This window comes from Streptomyces regalis, from assembly GCF_001509475.1.
Lineage (GTDB): Bacteria > Actinomycetota > Actinomycetes > Streptomycetales > Streptomycetaceae > Streptomyces > Streptomyces regalis.
On the sequence record NZ_LLZG01000231.1, the window covers coordinates 76103 to 93564 of the forward strand.

The 17462-nt window shown below is 68.5% G+C and carries 14 protein-coding genes and 2 pseudogenes; 6 read left to right on the forward strand and 10 right to left on the reverse strand.

Annotation, left to right across the window (positions count from 1 at the left end):
* Positions 1-104 precede the first annotated feature (104 nt).
* Positions 105-2513: a right-handed parallel beta-helix repeat-containing protein gene (locus tag ADL12_RS23425; RefSeq protein ID WP_062704786.1), complete on the forward strand. Its 2409-nt coding sequence runs from the start codon at positions 105-107 to the stop codon at positions 2511-2513.
* Here the strand turns inward: ADL12_RS23425 and ADL12_RS23430 are convergent.
* The 4 genes and pseudogenes from ADL12_RS23430 to ADL12_RS23440 form a co-directional block, all read right to left on the reverse strand.
* Positions 2431-3027 (reverse strand): FadR/GntR family transcriptional regulator, encoded by a 597-nt coding sequence (locus ADL12_RS23430; RefSeq protein WP_062704788.1) that lies wholly within the window; start codon positions 3025-3027, stop codon positions 2431-2433. The two genes, ADL12_RS23425 and ADL12_RS23430, sit on opposite strands and share 83 nt — an antisense overlap.
* Positions 3028-3058: 31 nt before the next feature.
* Positions 3059-3256 (reverse strand): annotated as a pseudogene (locus ADL12_RS57770) (FadR/GntR family transcriptional regulator); the annotation flags it as partial.
* A gap of 944 nt (positions 3257-4200) precedes the next feature.
* Positions 4201-5667: a polysaccharide deacetylase family protein gene (locus tag ADL12_RS49260; RefSeq protein ID WP_063806718.1), complete on the reverse strand. Its 1467-nt coding sequence runs from the start codon at positions 5665-5667 to the stop codon at positions 4201-4203.
* A 283-nt stretch (positions 5668-5950) separates the two neighbouring features.
* Positions 5951-7357 carry an RICIN domain-containing protein gene (locus ADL12_RS23440; protein WP_062704790.1) on the reverse strand — a complete coding sequence of 469 codons (1407 nt, stop codon included), beginning with the start codon at positions 7355-7357 and terminating at the stop codon, positions 5951-5953.
* Positions 7358-7607: 250 nt separating this feature from the next.
* Here ADL12_RS23440 and ADL12_RS56710 point away from each other — a divergent pair, with 250 nt between their 5' ends.
* Together ADL12_RS56710 and ADL12_RS23450 are read left to right on the forward strand one after the other, a co-directional pair.
* On the forward strand, positions 7608-8054 hold the full coding sequence (locus tag ADL12_RS56710) for a hypothetical protein (protein ID WP_244188021.1): 447 nt from the start codon (positions 7608-7610) through the stop codon (positions 8052-8054).
* 32 nt (positions 8055-8086) lie between these two features.
* Positions 8087-8926 carry a transposase family protein gene (locus tag ADL12_RS23450; protein WP_062704792.1) on the forward strand — a complete coding sequence of 280 codons (840 nt, stop codon included), beginning with the start codon at positions 8087-8089 and terminating at the stop codon, positions 8924-8926.
* Between the two features lie 286 nt (positions 8927-9212).
* Here ADL12_RS23450 and ADL12_RS23455 read toward each other — a convergent pair whose 3' ends face one another.
* From ADL12_RS23455 to ADL12_RS54185, 4 genes are all read right to left on the reverse strand, one after another.
* Complete coding sequence (locus tag ADL12_RS23455; protein WP_062704794.1) at positions 9213-9884, reverse strand: DJ-1/PfpI family protein; 672 nt, start codon at positions 9882-9884, stop codon at positions 9213-9215.
* 31 nt (positions 9885-9915) lie between these two features.
* A complete protein-coding gene (locus ADL12_RS23460) occupies positions 9916-10884 on the reverse strand; it encodes a GlxA family transcriptional regulator (RefSeq protein ID WP_062704796.1) in 969 nt (322 codons plus the stop codon).
* Positions 10885-11743: 859 nt separating this feature from the next.
* Complete coding sequence (locus ADL12_RS23465) at positions 11744-12862, reverse strand: MBL fold metallo-hydrolase (RefSeq protein WP_244188022.1); 1119 nt, start codon at positions 12860-12862, stop codon at positions 11744-11746.
* Positions 12863-13154: 292 nt separating this feature from the next.
* The gene (locus ADL12_RS54185; protein WP_159053259.1) at positions 13155-13343 is read right to left on the reverse strand and encodes a hypothetical protein; all 189 of its coding nucleotides are present in this window, start codon (positions 13341-13343) and stop codon (positions 13155-13157) included.
* A gap of 571 nt (positions 13344-13914) precedes the next feature.
* Here ADL12_RS54185 and ADL12_RS58555 point away from each other — a divergent pair.
* From ADL12_RS58555 to ADL12_RS23480, 3 genes and pseudogenes are all read left to right on the forward strand, one after another.
* Positions 13915-14436, forward strand: a pseudogene (locus ADL12_RS58555) (alpha-L-rhamnosidase-related protein); the annotation flags it as partial.
* A gap of 122 nt (positions 14437-14558) precedes the next feature.
* Positions 14559-14846: a hypothetical protein gene (locus ADL12_RS58560; protein ID WP_062704799.1), complete on the forward strand. Its 288-nt coding sequence runs from the start codon at positions 14559-14561 to the stop codon at positions 14844-14846.
* Between the two features lie 332 nt (positions 14847-15178).
* Positions 15179-15439, forward strand: coding sequence for an alpha/beta hydrolase (locus ADL12_RS23480; protein ID WP_425265145.1), 261 nt, complete (start codon positions 15179-15181; stop codon positions 15437-15439).
* 138 nt (positions 15440-15577) lie between these two features.
* Here ADL12_RS23480 and ADL12_RS23485 read toward each other — a convergent pair whose 3' ends face one another.
* The gene (locus ADL12_RS23485) at positions 15578-16549 is read right to left on the reverse strand and encodes an ABC transporter substrate-binding protein (protein WP_062704801.1); all 972 of its coding nucleotides are present in this window, start codon (positions 16547-16549) and stop codon (positions 15578-15580) included.
* A gap of 61 nt (positions 16550-16610) precedes the next feature.
* Positions 16611-17441, reverse strand: coding sequence for a formylglycine-generating enzyme family protein (locus ADL12_RS23490; protein ID WP_244188023.1), 831 nt, complete (start codon positions 17439-17441; stop codon positions 16611-16613).
* Positions 17442-17462: the final 21 nt, after the last annotated feature.

Here is a 17462-nt window from a genome sequence, read left to right on the forward strand (position 1 = left end):
ATGAACCCTGTCCGATTCCTTGCCCCGCGGAGAGTGGAGCGCTACGGTCCCGGAGCTATAGGTCATACGTCTGATGTATATCGTGTCAGGAGGGACGGGGAGACATGCGCAAGAGACTGACCGGCGCCCTGGCCGTCGCGGCGGCGGCCGCGGTCACGGCGGGGATGCCGGTGGCCGCGGCGGGCGGCCAGAAGCAGGCCGAGATCGTGGTGTACGTGGCGGCCGACGGCAGCGCGGACGCCTCCGGCACGCGGGGCGACCCGTTGGCCACCGTTGAGCAGGCCAGGGACGCCCTGGCGGGCCGCACCAGCAAGAGCCACAGGGGGCGCGTCTGGATTCGCGGGGGCACCTACGAGGTGTCGGAGTCAGTGGCGCTGTCCGGCGAGGAGAACAGCCACGTCACGTACGCCGCCTACCGGGGCGAGGACGTGGAGTTCACCGGCGTGACGACGCTGCCGGCCGACCGCTTCGTGCCGCTGGCCGAGGTACTGGGGGACGACTCCCGGTTCTCCTCCCGCTCACGCGTGCCGAAGGAGGTGGCCGACCAGGTGTACGTGTACGACCTGGGGGCGGAGTCCGTCCCCACCGGTCAGATGAACAAGAACGGCTTCAACTGGAAGCCGCAGCCCTACGCGCCGCAGCTGCTGACCGACAACGTGGTCCAGACTCTGGCGCAGTACCCCAACAGCGGCCACCTCGGCCGCGAGGCGCTGAGCGTGCGCAATGGAGGCGAGAGCGCGCGCAACCACTTCTCCGACAAGTCGAAGGACGGCACCACCTTGCCGTACGAGGAGATGCTCCGGCTGCGCGGACCGGCCTTCAGCGTCCAGGGCTCGGGGGTGCGCGAGCGGTGCGCCTCCTGGGCCCCTCCCTACGATCCCTCGGGCGGCGGCGAGGCGGACAACACCGCCTACGAGACGGACGGCTGGCTGACCGGCTACTTCGGCTTCAACTGGGCCGACGACCGGGTGCGCATCGCCTCCACCAGCCCGGAGGGCCTGAACGACGAGGGCGAGGCCGACGGCTGGCACATACGCACCGCCTACCCGTCGATGTACGGCGCCTCCACCCATGCGCTCTCCCTTGTCGCGCAGAACATACTCGGCGAGCTGGACGCCGAGGGCGAGTACTACATCGACCGCTTCGAGGGGAACGACGTCCTCTACTACTACCCGCCCGGCGGGACGGTGGAAGGCAGGGACATCAGCCTGAGCTCGCTCGACCAGCCCTTCTTCACGCTGGAGAACGTCACCGGCGTGACCATCAAGGGGCTGGGGATGAACGGCTCCACCAGCAACGGCATACGGATGCTGGACTGCGAGTCCTGCACGGTCAACGGCGTGGAGATCCGCAACGTGAGCCTGGACGCCATAACCATCGGCGAGGCCACCGACACCATCACGGCGGTCACCGAGTACAAAACCAGCCGGGGCGGGCACCACAACCGCGTCATCAACAGCGTGCTGCACGACCTCGGCAGCGGTGGGGTGTTCCTGGCCGGCGGTGACCGCGAAACGCTGGAGCGCGGCAACAACCTGGTGGCGCACAACGAGATATACGACTTCTCCAAGCAGGCCACCACCTACACGCCGGCCGGCTACCTCTACGGCGTCGGCAACACCTTCCGCCACAACCACGTGCACGACGCGCCGCACATGGCGATCCAGATCATGGGCAACGACATGCGGGTGGTCCACAACCGCTTCGAGACCCTCGTGACCGGCTCCGGCGACATGGGCGCGATCTACTCCGGGCGCGACTTCACGTACCTGAACAACGAGATCGCCTACAACTACTTCCGCGACATCGGCCGGGCGAACGACACCCATGCCGTCTACATGGACGACGGCATGTCGGGGATGATCATCCACCACAACGTCTTCGACACCGGCCAGGACGCCCTGTACTTCAACTCCGGCCGCGCCAACGTCGCCTCGGACAACGTCTTCCTCGATGTCGAGAAGATGGGCCACGACTGGTTGTACCACCATCACAACAAGCAGTTGCCGGTCCCCAACGCCAAGGTGATCATCGAGCGCCTCTACGACATGCTGCGGGTCGGCGACGGCAGCGGCTTCACCAACACCGAGCAGAACGTGCGGCGCTGGTACGAGCACTACGAGGACCTGTACCCGAGCCTGAAGGACTGGTACGTGCCGGTGGACGCCGCCGGCAAGCCCTGCACCGCGGTGGGCACCGACGAGTGCACCTCCTCCTATGTCTGGAAGGACCCCAACTCGCTCTACGTGCCCTCGAACAGCGTGCTGACTCGCTCGGTGCGCATCAACACCGGCGAGTTCTACCACACCAAAGACCCGTCGATCGCGACCTTCAACCCGGACTGGGACTCCTACAACGTCTCCGGCGACGAACCGGCGGACTTCGCCTTCGACCCGGAGACGGGCCGGTTCGACGCGGACACCACCTCCCTCAACGAGACGGACGGCTTCGGCTCCGCGTGGGTGGAGGAGTGGAACAGCAACGTCGGCCTGGCGGGCATCGGCCCGCGGTGAGGTGAGAGCGCTGTGCCCCCGTGCGGCGGTCGGCCGCCGCACGGGGGCACACGCGTATCAGGGCGTCCGGCGCCGGGCCCGCTCCGCTCACGCCTCCGCTGCGTTCCGCGCGCGCCCGGTCGCCGGGGCTCGCCGCCTGATCCACGATGTGGGAGCTCATGGCCTGCGCCGCGCCCCGCGCCTCGAGGCGTTCAACGATCACCCGGTGCTCGTCGTTGGCCGCGCAGCAGGCGGTCGCGTCGGCAATGCCCGTGTAGAGCCGGGCGGTGCGCGCCTGGGCGTGCACGATGCGCATGATCGACCGGCCCAGGGTGTTCCCCGACGCCTTCATGTTGAGGTCGTGCAGCTCGACGTCCGTCTCCGTGAACCTCTCCGGCGTCGACACCTGCTCGTCCAACGGCCCCAGGGTGTGCCGGATCGCGGCCAGCTCCTCCCCGGTAGCGCGCGTCGCCGCGTCCCCGGCCATCTGGGACTCCATCGCGGAGCGGACCGCCACCAGCTGGTCGAGGATCACCAGAGCTGTCGGGCGAGGTCACGGTCGTGCCCGAGCCTCGCCGCGCCCGCGCGAGCCCCTTGGCCTCCAGGCTCTTGACCGCCTCACGGACCGTGGTGCGGCTGACGCCGAAGCTCTCGCACAACTCCTGCTCGGTCGGCAGCGAGGCGCCCGGCGTGACGTCGCCGCTGGCGATGCGGTCCACCAGGACCTCGACGACCGCGTGCGCCAGGCCGGTCGCCGGGGCCAGGTCGGCAGTGTTCCGGCCGCGGCTTCCGTGCCGTGGGCGCCAGTCCGTGCCATGCGCGTCCCTTCACCTCGGGGGCGGGCCCGGCCACCCACGCGCTCCGCGGACCCTCGTCCGCCGATTCATGTGATGACATACGTCGTTGAATGACTGCTACGCGTCATCCGTGCCGGGCTACTCACCGGCACGCCGCGTCGCTCGCGGGCCTCCGGCCTGCACCCGGTCATCGCGAGCCCAGTGCCCAGCATCGGGGCACGGCAGCCGTCCCGAACGCCCAGCGCGGCTGGTCACATGGCCTGTGCGGCATCGGCCGGGGCGGCACCCGCATGGACTGTGGTTCTGGCACTGATCTGGCAAGCCGCAGGACGGGACCTGCTCATCGTCCTTGGTGCGCGACATCGTCAGCATCCCGGACACTACCGGCGACAACGTCGCCGACCCGCTCTACCGCACCAACGCCAGCGGCCGCCCACCGCTTCGCACAGGCACAGCAGCAGCGATAGTGAAGGTGTCTACCTGAACTCACTCGCTTCCGCGGCAGCCTCCGCGCGCGGCGCGGACAGTGAGTGCGCAGCTTCCGGCTGGTACCACACCGACATGCACCCCATCCGCGGCACACCAGACGTCGACGCAGACAAGATCCCGAACATCTGGGACTCATGGCCGACAGTTCGGTCAGCTTCTACCCCGGGGGCCGTAATTCGATCGGCACGCCCACCGCTGTCATCGGCTCCGGCGGCTGGACGTACAAGCAAGCTCTTGGCTGACCCGGCCTGACGGAGACACGTCCTCCAGGCCACCCACCGGGTGCGCTGTCATCACCGGCAAGTGGTGGCAGCGCATACTGCTCACGCCTGTGCGCCACGCGGGTCCACGTGTCCGCGCACCGCGATCGCAGGCGGCGGCCGTAAGGACGTCCGCCGCGACCGTGCCGTTCCCACCGGAGTTCAAAGAGTTGCGCGCAGGTGGCTGACCGTGACGAAGTTGTAGCCGCGGGCGGTGAGGGTGCGCAGGATCTCGGGGATGGCGGCGACCGAGGTGGGGTGGATGTCGTGGATCAGGACGACGTCGTTGGGTTCGGCCTGGGAGATGACCGTTTGGGCGACCTTGGCGGGGTCGTGGGACTTCCAGTCCAGGGTGTCGACGTCCCACAGGACGGGGGACAGGCTGGTGGCCGCCTTGACGCTGTCGTCCATTGCGCCGTACGGCGGGCGGAACAGCGTCGGTTCCTCGCCCGTGGCGTCCTTGATGGCCGCGTCGGTGCGTTCCAGCTGGGAGCGGATCTGGGCGGGGGTGAGGTTGGTGAGGACCGGGTGGTTCCAGGAGTGGTTGGCTATCTCGTGGCCGGACTTCATCTCGGCGCGGACGATGTCCGGGTGCGTGGCGACGTTCTGGCCGACGACGAAGAAGGTGGCGCGCGCCTTGTACTGGGCGAGGTGCTTGAGCAGCGTTCCGGTCTCGGGGGCGGCGGGGCCGTCGTCGAAGGTCAGGGCGATGCACTTGGCCTTGGAGCAGTCCGTGGTGTCCTCGCCCGGGTCCGGCTGGGCGGCGACGGTCGGGGCGGGGGTATGGGCGGCACCGAGGTCGAGCTTGTCGTCCGGGTCGGTGCTCTGGTGCTGGGCGCGGTGGCCGAAGTCGGACAGCCACGGGGTGACGGTCGACTTGGGCAGGGTGACGGAGATGCGGCCGGCCGGGGGGAGGCCGACCGTGCCCCGGTCGAAGTCCACCTTCAGATCGCCGTCGGCGGTGAAGGCCATGTCGTCGAGGTAGGCGTCGCGGTTTTCCTGGTCGCCGAGTGCCGCCTCGACGGTGTCGGGGGTGACCCCTTCCCGCTCTTCCAGGCGCTTCTTCAGGGCCGCGACGAAGGCGTCCCGGGAGTCGTCCGCGATGAGCCCGCTGGAGGGCCGGTACTGCTTGGCGGCACCGTCGTACCAGTACGCCTTGGTGCTCACGCCGTCCGCGTTCGACGTACGGTCGACTGTCGCCAGACGCACGCCCAGGACGTCGCCGGAGGCCACGAGGAACGAGAAGCTGACATTCAGCTCGGGTCCCTCCGGGCCGGCCGCTCCGGCCGAGCCGCCGCAGCTCGGTGGGCCGCCGATGTCCGTGCCGAGGAAGACCGCGAGGCGCTCCTCCACGTCCTTCTTCATCGCGGCCGTCATCCTGTCGGCGCCGGGCACGGCCGGGTAGCTGGTGGCCCAGGGGCAGGAGCGGTCGGTGCTGCTGTCGCTGACGATGTTCACGCCCTTGAGTCTGGTCACATCGACCTGCGTGCCGGTGTCGTTCCCTGCCGTCCGGGACGGGCCGTCGGGGGAGGGCGCGGAGTCCGCCGGTGTCGAGCCGGTGGAGCAGGCAGCGGTCAGGGCGAGCGAGCCGAGCAGGAGGAGGGCAGGGGCGAGGGCGCGTCGAGGCATGCATCAACCTGGGTGCTAGGTGCCGGGGCGTGAGTACGGAGCGTGCGGGGCGCGAGCCGTCACGGCGCTGTAGCGTCCCGCTGCGATGCCTTGCGGAGGCAAGGGCTTTCTTTTCGCCGGGTCAAGTTATGTTTTCGGCCAGGTCCCCGGCAATCCCGTCGCCCTCCGCCGGCCCAAATGTGACCACTCTCTCTCCGGCCGATCCCGGCCGACGCCAGCGTCGGGCGCCCGCTGCCGTGACCCCGGCGCGACAGGTACTGGGGCCACGGTCAGGCGGGCTCGTTCAGTTGATGCGGACGATCTTCCAGAGCTGGTTGGTGCCATTGGGGTCGGTCCACTGGATGATGGGCGCGCCGTTGGCGGTGGAGGCTTGGTCGACGTCGGCCAGTTTGCCGCTGCCCGCGTTGACGAGCTTGCACCAGCCGTCTCCGGTGTCGGTGAGGGTCCACTGCTGTGAGGTCGCGGCCGAGGAGGTGTTCTGCACGACCGCCGCGCCGTCGCACGTCGAGGAACCGCTGACATCCAGATACAGGCCGCTGTGGACGTTCTTCATCTTCCACGCACCACCGCCGGCGGACTGGAAGGTCCACCTCTGGCAGTCGCAGGTGCTGTTCTGCCACTGGTCTGCCTGCTGACCCACGGTGGTGGAGGCACCGGGTATGTCCAGGTACTTGCCGCTGTTCTTGTTGACCAGGATGTACTGGCCGGCGCCCAGCGGCGGCAGGGCGACCTGGGTCAGGTTCCAGCGCTGACAGTCGCAGCCGGTGTATCCCCACTGATCGGCCGCCTGGCCCACCGCGGTGGAGGCGTTGGGGATCTCCAGGTACTTGCCGGTGAGCCGGTTGACGGCGGTAAAGCCGCCCGCCGGGTCCGGGGTGACGGCCCACTCGTGGTGGAGGGTGCCGTTGTCGTCCCACTGCAGGATCTTCGACCCGTCACCGGGCCACTGGTCCTTCACACCCAGCACCTTGCCGGTGGCGACGTTGAAGATCTTGAAGTAGCCGGACGGTTGGAGGGCGAACCGCCACTGCTGGTCGGTGGCGTTGTCGGTGGTCTGCTGGGTTGCGAACACACCATTCGTGGTGGAGCCGCCCGCGATGGCGAGCTTCAGGTTGCTGTGGGCGTTGCCACCCTTGGTGATCTCGCTGACGAACGACCAGGTCACACCGTGGTCGGTACTGGCGTACAGGTCGATCCCCGTCGTCGACAGGTCGGCGGGGATCGAGTTGGCGGCAGCCAGGATCGTCCCGGCGGGGAAGTTGCCGATGGCGGTGGGCAGTTCATACAGGAAGGGCTGGTAGCGCAGGCCGGAGCCGTTGTGAGTGTCGGCGATGTTGGAGATCTGCGTCCAGCTGTTTCCGCCGTCGGTGCTGCGGTAGATCGGGAAAACCGGCGTACCCGAGGTGTACTGCTCGAACGTGGCGAGCATGGTGCCGTCGGACGAACCGCTGTGGTGCATCCGCAGCGCCCGTGCATACAGGGCACCGGGCGAGGGCGCGCTGGACGGTGAGGTGTACATGGTCTGCGTGGCGCGGGCGATGGCGTGTGCCTTGCCCGAGACACAGGGGAGGACGACGGCAACAGCCGCCGCCAGCAGGGCGAGCAGCAGTGTGACTGCGTGAGCGCGTGGAAGGACGCGGTGTCTGGCGCCTTCCTGGGTGGTGGGCAGGTGAACTCCCTTCCCCGTCATTGAGCGGTGTGTATCGTGAAGCTGCAGGTCACGGGGCTGGTGTGCGGGCGTCTTGCCGTGCTCGCGCTGGTCGGTGGCCGGTGTCCACGGTGGAGATCGTCTGACTGGGCGGCCGGGGCGGTTCTCGGGTTCTGCTGCGCCTGTCGTGAGGGACCGCCTACGATCCGTCGCCGTACGGATGCACCGCCGGATCGCGGGAGGGAGCCGGGGATGGCCGAGCTGGAGCGGATCACGGCTCGCCGGAAACGAGTTGGACGCGCTCGCCGAGGAACTGGCCAAGCGATTTGAGGAAGTTCAGGCGGAGCGGGAGGAGTTGGTGATCGCCGAGCGGGTGCTGCACCGACTGGCCGAACAGGACCGGGCCAAGGTAGAGGCCGCTGCCGCAGTAGCTCCGGTGAAAGCGCAGGTGGCAGGGCGTGCGGTGCTGCTGATACCGCACCGCGGCGATGACCCGGACGAGACCGCGCTGCCCGATGACCACCGCAAGATCCTGGCGATCGTACGGACCGCCGATGGTCCGGTGCAGGTCAGGACAGTGGGCGAGGAGCTGGGACTGGAGGTGGGGGTGGGTGGGAAACTGGAGCCGCTGCGGGCGAAGATGACCAAGTTGCCGACCGCGGCTGGCTGCACAAGCGGCCCGACGGACGGTTCACCGCACGCCGGTAACCGCACCGGGACGATGACGGTCGGGGCGTAACCGGCGGGCCCCCGGCGGCAGTTGAGTTTGGTGTGAAGAAAAACAACCCTCACGCCGAGGGCCCTGACGACCGTGTCTACACCGCCCGCCTGCCGCTGTCGAGCGCCACCCTGAACTACCTCGCCACCCTGATATGTGGCCACCTGAAGAGGTTCGAATCACCGTGGCGAGCCCTGCCCGCGGGGAAGATCGCGGGAATCGTGCTCGCGGTGCTGCCCTGCGACCTGCGGCCCGGCGATCTGGCCGGCGGAAACGGGGTGCACCGCACCACCGTCACCCGCTGGGTCCGCGAGGTCGTCGGCCTGCTGGCCGCCCGCGCCCCGCGCCTGGACCGCGCGCTGAAGAAGATCACCCGATCCGGTGGCGGAGTCGTACTGCTGGACGGCTCCCTGATACGCACCCGGCGGCCCACCGGGGGTGAGAACCGGAAGAACTACTCCGGCAAGCACAAATGCCATGGTCTGCCCGTGATCGCACTCACCGACGACCGGGGCCGCCTGCTGTGGGTCTCGGCGGCCAGGCCCGGACGCACCTCGGAGATCGCCGCCTGCCGTCACGACAAGCTCACGCAGAAGCTACGGGCGGCCGGGCTCGGCGCGATCACCGATCTGGGCTTCGTCGGCCTCGACGACAGCGGCCTGGATGCCGACCCGGCGATGATCACCGGCTACAAGGCCGCCCGGAACCGGCCCCTGACCCGCGGCCAGAAACTGTCCGACAAGGCGCTGGCCGCGGTCCGGGCCCCGGTCGAGCACGGCTTCGCGCACCTGAAGAACTGGCGCGTGCTCGGCAAGGTCCGCACCGACCCGAAGTGGGCGACCGCGCTGGTGAGGGCCCTGCTGGTCCTGACGAACCGCGAATTCGCCCGCTGACCGATGGCCTTGCCGGGAGTCATCCATCCCCGACCAGCATGAGCACCCCGAAGCCCACGCACACCAGCTCACTTGACCTGCAACTTCACGATGCACACCGCTCATGGTGGCTGGTGGGGCACAGTCGCCCCGAAAGCCATCCCTTCGACGTCCCCTCGGGCGGCGAGAGCTGACCCTATCCGATCAGCGTTGCTGCTCGAACGGCGCCGGGGTGCAACGCTTGTTTCGCGGGCCGCTAACAACGGATCAGCTGTACGAGAACAGGACCCGGTCGGCAACTTCGCCGTCACTTCAAGGATTTTGCGCTCGCTGGCGGGCCGGGTCGGGCCGAGCGGCGCGGCCGTGTCGCCAGGTAGTTCTTCGCTTCCTGGGGCGCCTTGGCATACGAGCCGGAGTCGAAGGGCGGCTGGGGGTCGTACTCGATGACGAGCTGGAACGCCTCGGCGGCAACCCGTCCCGCGATGAGTTCAACAAGCCGCAGTGCCATGTCGATGCCCGAGGAAACACCGGCGGCGGTGACAATGCCGCCGGGCTGCTCCACAACGCGACGCGCAGTGTAGGTGGCGCCGTACGACTCCAGGGCGTCGACAGCCCCCCAGTGAGTGGTGGCCTCCAGCCCGTCGAGCAGGCCGGCCGCGCCGAGCAGCAAAGAACCGGTGCACACCGATGTGGTCCACGTGGTGGTGGCGTGGATACGACGGATCCAGTCGAGCAGCGACTCGTCGGCGAGGCTGCGAGATGCGTCCGGACCACCGGGCACCACCAGGATGTCGGCTTCCATGACGTCCTGGAAGGAGGCCGTGGCGAGGAGGAGGAGAGAGCCCTCGCCGTCCGTGCACGGGCCTGGAGCGTTGGCGGCGAAGACGACATCGGATTCCGGCAGCATGCGAAGGACCTCGTACGGGCCGACAACGTCAAGCGCGGTGAATCCGTCGAAGAGCGGGATGACGATACGCATAAGTGTGCCCCTTCGGAGGTGGCCGCCGCCGTCAGACAGCGACGGTGTGCGCGGAGAAATGCTTGCGGTACTCGCCGGGGGTGACCTGGAGCGTCCGTTTGAAGCTGCGGTGCAGGGTCTCGACGGTTCCGAAGCCACAGTCGTGCGCCACCGATTCCAGAGTGGCGGAGGTGGTCTCCAGGAGCCGTCTGGCGGCCTCGATGCGGGCGCTCTCGACGTACGCGGCGGGGGTGTGGCCGGTCTCCGCACGGAAGACGCGGGTGAAGTTCCGCTCGCTCATCGCGGCACGTGCCGCGAGGGCGGCCACGCCAAGATCGCAGTCGGGGTGGTCGGCGATCCAGCCGAGGACGTCTCGCAACGGTGCCCGCCCCGGGCGCTGGGCGGTGAGCTGGGCGCTGAATTGCGCCTGTCCTCCGGGACGTTGGACGAACATCACCATCTGGCGGGCGATGGCGCGGGAAATCTCGGGCCCGTGGTCGTCTTCGGTCATGGCGAGCGCGAGGTCCATGCCTGCAGTGACACCCGCCGAGGTCCACACCTCACCGTCGCGGACGAAGATCGGGACGGGGTCGACCGTGGCCTGCGGATACTGCTCGGCCAGCTGGTCGCAGCGCGACCAGTGAGTGACAGCGCGCCGCCCGTCGAGGAGCCCGGCGGCACCGAGCAGGAAGGCGCCGCTGCATACTGAAGCGGTACGCCGGGCACGATGGGCGGTCCGGGCGAACCAGTCGACGAAGCGTCCGTCCTCACAAGCCCGATGGATACCCCTGCCGCCCACGGCGACGAGCGTGTCCACCGGCCCTGCATCCTCATCGATCGTCAGGGTGGGGGAGACCGCGAGACCGCCGCTTGAGGGCACTGGACCGGGCGTGGCAGCCACAGTTTCGAGGACGATGCCTCCAGTGAGACGTGCCGCCTGTGTGAACACCTCATGAGGTCCGGTCAGGTCGAGGATCTGGAAATCCGGAAAGACGGCGAAGACGATGCGTCGGCTGCTCACCCATCCATCGTGGTCACATACTCTGACGGCGGCAAGGACACGGATATGACGATTCCCGCCACTGCGTGGCGGCCAGGATGGGGGCTCGTCCCTTTGGCCTGGCCAGCTTTCACCTCTCACGAACGGGGTCAACGACGGAAGCCCCAACTCGTCGAAGTCCACCGGTCCTGCAAGTCGAGCCACCTCGGGCCGAGACCGGTAGCGGTCAGGTCCTGCTCGCGAAGCGGGGCGAAGTCACATCGAGCGCCGGGGCGTAGGCGTCGGGTTGGATGCCGAGTTCGCGGATGGAGTATTCGCCGAACCGGTTGATGTGCGCGGTCAGGTACCGCGAGATGTGCGCCAGGTCCTCCGGGTCGATCTACCAGCCTCTTCCAGGAGCCGGCGGACGTTTTCGGCGATGCTTAGGCGTTGTGGAAGGTCACCGCGGTCGTGAGCACCGAACTTCATCGCCCTCCCCTGCTCCACGGGGCCGTTGCCGGCGGAAACGCCCGTGCTTGCCGAAGCAGACCCTTGCGAGAACCGGTTGAACCTCTCGGCCCTGACGGTCGCCGCAGTCACTCGTCGGCGCAGCGGGGCGTTGGTGGGAAAGCGCTGCAGTTGCACGGTGAGGATCACGCGGCAGACCTTGCGGAGAGCGGCGTAGGCGGACGGGCGAGCAACTCGGACGGTACGGCGGCGATGTGGGTGAGAGACCGGCTGGACGGGCTGGGGTGCGACGAGGACCTCCCCGGCCGCTCGCCTGCCCACCTGCCCACCCCCTCGGTTCTGCAGTTCTTGCTCGGCCTGTCCGACCCACCAGAACTGTCTCCTCGGCCTCGGCCGAGGAGACAGATGAGTAGCGGTGAGCAGGCCGGTCGTGTTACGGCCGGATGCCGGATCCGCCGAAACTCAGACCGTTGTAGGTCTGCAGAGACTGGAGCATGCTGAAGGCGTTGTCGGTGGTGAAGACATCCACAGCCGCCAGTTTCCCGGTGTACTTGGCGATCACTGGTTCGGCCACCTGCCGGGCCGCGTCGTCCATGTAGTGCTTCACTGCCGCGTACGCGTTACCGGACGGGCCGTATTTCTCGAAGTACGGCGTGACGTCGAAGTCTTCGATGGTGGCCCTGGCGTGCGTGGCCAGATCGTCCAAGTAGTCCATCTGCAACTCGGCGTCCGCACGTATGCCCAGCCTGCCCGCATGGCCGCCGACGAGTGCTGTCCACGGGTAGCGCATGACCTGCTCGTTCGCCTTGATCCAGTTGGAAACCTCCTGCGACAACTCGAGGTTCCGGAACGGCACCCAACCGGGGGCCACTACGTCCACCACGCAGAGTGTCTGGTAGTCGGGGGCGTAGACGAAAATGTTGTCGGGCGTGTGATTGGGTCCGTGGTGGGCCAGTTCCAGTCGCTCGCCGCCGACCTTGAGGGTATAGCGGTCGCGGAACGTGGTGGTGGGCCGTGGCCGGTTCGTGTCGCGGGCGGCGCACAGCATGCGGTCCGTCTCCACGTGGGCGATGCGTTCGACCTTGTTGCCGAAGATCCTTGCTGCTTCGATGTGGTCGGCGTGGTAGTGCGAATAGATCAGGTGTGTCACCTTGCTGGGCCTGCCGTTCGCCCGTGTGACCTCTTCGATGGCCCGCAGCAGGTTGTGCCCGATGGAGGGCGGCGCGTCGACGAGGACCACGCCGGTCCGGGTGGTGAGGAACATCGCCTGGTAGACCGCATCGGTGACCCAGTACAGGTTGCCCTTGACGCGGCCGACGTGGTAGCCGAGCTCATTGAGCGACGGACCGAAGGCCGACGTGGGGATCGGCGCGTAGTCGGGGAGCGTCCCGCTGTCGGGCCGTGACGCGGCGTGGGCTGTTCCCGCGAGGGCTGCGGTGGAGACGGTCGCGGCGGCCGTGGTGAGGAAGGCGCGCCGGGAGCCGCGGAACTTGCCGGTGGTGGCAGCGGAGTCGTTGGGAGCGCCGGTGGCGCCCGGAACCATGAAGTCCATGCGCCATTAGTGCACGGGGTACACCGGTTACATCAACTGCACTAATGGATTTGGGCGGAAAGTTGGGGCGAGTGTGTCCGCTGCGAAGCGGCGTTACTGGTAGTTCGTCATACTCGGGAGTGGTCTGGGGTTGACGGCAGATCGGGTTGGTCGTACGCCGGTGGTAGGAGTCAGTGACTCTGTTGGTGGTCTTCAGGGGGTGCTGACAGATGTTCCGGTCGGTGCTTCAGTGGGGGCTGCGGGGCGGTGCCGAGGTCGGGGCGAGCCTGATGTCGTTGTGGCCAGGGGATTATCAGCGGATTCCGGCCTGGACGTGTGCACGGCGTGAGCGGCCTGTCCGAAGGGAATCCCCGCGGTGCTGGTGCGGGACCGTCTCGATGTGCTGATCGAGGACGAAGAGTTCGCCGACCTCCCGCTGACGGGCGGCCCGCGGAATCACGCTGCGCGGCACGATCGTCACTGACCACAGCCGCCGGGCCAAGAGCGGCTCCCTGTCGCGCCTGTACAACCAGCACACACGCTGGGAGGACGCCTTCACCCTCGCGCCCGGCTCGCAAGGCCCGCTGGTGCAGGTCCCGCGGGGCCCGCACCACGAGTTCCTGGCCTGGCTCACTGGGTTCCTCGCCCTCGACCCACCACCTCCCGCAGGCGGCGAGCCTACTCTGGCCGAACGCGCCAGAGCGCTCCTGGATGAAGTCCTCACCGCATGGCGGCAGCCGGTCAAAGCACACCAGGGCCTGCTCGCCCTGCTGGCCGAGGGTGCCCTCACCCTGACCGATCACGCCGGCTCGGCGCACGCACAGGTCCAGACCCACATGCCGCTGCTCTCCGATTACCTCGCCCGACTCCCACACCCCCCGCACGCCCATCAACGGGACGCTGGCGACGCCGTGGGCCACCTCGTCCTTGCCGCCCCCACCGGCAGCGGGAAGGCGGAGGCGGGCCTGGCCTGGGCGGCACGCCAGCTGCCCACCATGCCCGGCTGTCCCCGCCTGGTGTGGACGCTGCCGTACCGCGCATCCCTCAACGCCACACGGCGGCGTTTGGAGAACATGCTCGCGCCCACACCCGGAGAGCCCCAAGCCGACATCGGACTGCTGTACGGCACGGTCGCGCAAACCCTCCTGGCCGAGGCGCTTCACGACGACTGCGGCACCCCCGCTGCCGCCACCCAAGGGGCCGCGCCGGGCGTGGACGAGGCACGCAAGGCCCGCGCACGGGCCGGCTACCGCATCGCAACCGGCTTCGTCGGAACCCCGATCATCTGCGAGGCCCTGACGGCGACGGGCCATGCCACCGCCGCCTCACGCCATTTGACCCAGACGGAATGCCCCTCATGGCTGTATCCCGTCACGATGGGTGCGACCACCGTGTGGGAACGCTGGGACTCCATGCTGGAAGACGGCTCGATCAACCCGGGCCAGATGACTTCCTTCAACCACTACGCCCTGGGCGCCGTGGCCGACTGGCTGCACCGCGGCGTCGCCGGGCTCGCCCCGCTGGAACCGGCGTACCGGGTCATCCGCATCGCCCCGAGCTTGCTCGACGACCTGGACGACGCCTCGGTCCGGCACGAAACACCGTACGGACGCGCGGAAGCGGGATGGCGGCGTGACGGCGATCAGGTGTCCTTCCATGCCCGGTCCCGCCGAACACGCGGGCTGTCGTCGAGTTGCCCTCCGGAGCGCGCCACGAAGTGGGCAGCGGCACGTACAGCTGGGTCGAGCGCCATCCCCGGCCGTCGTCACCGCGAAGCCCGCTGGCTCTCGGCAGCGGCCTGGACACGGTCATCGACGACCGGGCCGCGTACCAGGCCGTGCTGGACGCCATCCGCGGCATCGACGAGGTGCGCGCGGAGGCGTTTCGGCGTACGACGAGGTGGTGGCGGGGCCGGGAACTGCGCGAACCTCTGGACAAGGCGCCGTTGCCGGTCCTCACGGCGGTGGAGAAGCCCCTCGGCGACTTGCCGACCCGCGACCGGTGATCCGACAGCGCGGCGTCGGGCGTGGCGTCTGCAGCACGCGTGCCCGGTGGGGGTGCCTCACACCCCCCAGGTTTCTCGGTCAGTCGTTCCTGGGTGTGTCCGCGTGGGTTGCGGGCTCGGGCAGGGGTTCGGTGTTGCGGCAGCTGAGGCCGTCGAGGGAGATGCGCAGGAGGCGGCGCCACTGGCCCGGGTGGCTGTCGTCGGTCGTCGATGCTCGATGACCGGATGACCACTCACAGCAGCCAGATGCTCGACGGTGAGGGGCCCCTGGGACCGCAACAACAACCTCTTCGGATGGACCGCGTTGCTCGGTGACCGGCGGGGTGGACCGGATGTCTCCCCCTACGCCGCGCCGGCGCGCGAAGGACCTGAGCGGGTTGCCCCGCACGTACATCGACACCGGCTCGGTCGAGACCTTCCGCGACGAGGTGCTCGACTACGCCTCACGTTTGTCGGCAACCGGTGTCAACGTCGACCTGCACATGTGGGGAGGCGGCTTCCACGGGTCCGACGGCTTCGTCCCCCAAGCGGCCATATCGCGGGCATCCGCGGCCACGCGAGACGAGTTCATTCGAAGGGCGCTGAACCGGTAAGCCCGGCCGTGGGCCGGGGAAGGCGAGTGAGTCCTGGCGCGCATCATCAACCACGGGAGCACGGCATGGAAACAGGGTGTCCTCCCCGGGAAGGTCGAACGCTGACGCCCCCGAGTGCACAGCGGTGAGCCCGGAACCTCAGCCGCCGAGCCAGGCCTTCACCTTGTCGGGGTTCGCGTCGATCCACTTCTTGGCCGCCGCCTGCGGTGTCATCTTGTCGAGCGCGATGTACTTCGCGACGGTGTTCTGGTCGTCGTTGGTCCATGTGAAGTTCTTGACCAGGTCGTAGGCCGGGCTGCCCGATTTGGCGAACTTCGTGCTGACGATCTTGTCGAGGTCGAACACGGGGTAGTCGCAGGCGACCTTCGCGGGATCGGCGTCACAGCCCTCCGTGTGCTTGGGCAGGTCGACCTTGACCAGTGGTACTTCGGAGAAGAACCAGGACGGCTCGTAGAAGTAGCCGATCACCCATTTCTTGTTCTTCTCCGCGTCCCGGAAGGCCTGGATCAACGCGGTCTCGCTACCCGCGTACACCACCTTGAAGTCGAGCTTGAGGTTCTTCACCAGGGCCTCGTCGTTGGTCTGGTACGACGGGTCGCCGTCGAGGAGCTGACCGTCGCTGCCGGACTCGGACGTCTTGAAGTTCGAGGCGTACTTGTTGAGGTTCTTCCAGTTCGTGATGTCCGGGTACTTCTCGGCGATCCACGGGGGGAGGTACCAGCCGATGATTCCCTTGTTTCCGGCGGAACCGAGGCTGACGGCGGTCTTCTGCCGGGTGATGTACTTCTTCTTCAGGTCCGGGTGGCCCCAGTTCTCCAGAATGGCGTCGACCTCGCCCGTCTCGAATCCCTGCCAGCCGATCTCCGCCTTGAGATCCTTCTTGACCACCTTGCAGCCGAGTTCCTTCTCCGCGACGTAGGTGACGACCGCCGCGTCGGCCTCGTAGCCCACCCAGGGGCTGACCGCGAGGTTGAAGGTGCCGCACTTGCCGGAACCGGCCGCGTCGGCGGATTCCTCACCGACCTTCGCTCCGCCGCAGGCGGTCAGGGTGAGGCCGAGCACGGCCATCCCCGCCGCGCCACAACGCCACTGCCCTGTTCGTCTTGCCATGGTCGTACTCCTTGTGCGCCGAGGTGTCGCGCGGTTGTCCGAGTGGTGGAGTCGAGGGGGGTCAGGTCACGTCGAGGACGCACCGGAATCCCACGTTGCCCGTCGCCGAGTCCGGGAAGAGGCCCTGTCGGGCCGCGATCCGGTAGCGGCGGCAGTAGGAGGCGTGGCAGAGGTAGGAGCCGCCCTTGGCGACGCGCTCCTGCCCGGTGGGGGACGGGGAGAACAGGTCCTCGCACCACTCCCAGACGTTGCCGGTGGTGTTGTAGAGGCCGAAGCCGTTGGGCTCGTAGGCGTTGACGGGGCAGGTGCCGTACCAGCCGTCGGTGGTCGGGTGGCGGTTCGGGAAGTCGCCCTGCCACACGTTCATCCGGGGGCGGCCGCCCGGCTCGAGTTCGTCGCCCCAGGGAAAAACCTTGGCGTGCAGCCCTCCTCGGGCGGCGCGTTCCCATTCCGCCTCGGTGGGCAGGCGTTTTCCGGCCCAGGCGCAGTAGGCGCGGGCGTCATCCCAGTCGATGTGGACGACCGGATGGTCCGCCCGGTCCTCCCAGCTGGAGTGCGGACCGTCGGGATGGCGCCAGTCGGCACCCTCGACCTGCCGCCACCAGGGCGCGGCCGCCACCGCGCGGGTGGGCGGGAAGTCGTCCGGGAGCAGCCCGGCGAAGACGAACGACCAGCCGATCCGCTCGGCGGAGGTGCGGTGTCCGGTCTCGGCGGCGAAGGCCGCGAACCGGGCGTTGGACACCGCGCAGGCGTCGATCCAGAAGGCGTCCACGCGCACCGTCCGCACCGGGCCTTCCCTGTCGGCCGGGTAGGAGAGCGCGTCCTGACTGCCCATGAGGAACTGGCCGGCGGGGACGGCCACCATGCCCTCGGTGGCCGCCGGGCGGACCATGGTCGGCGGGCGTGCCGGCGG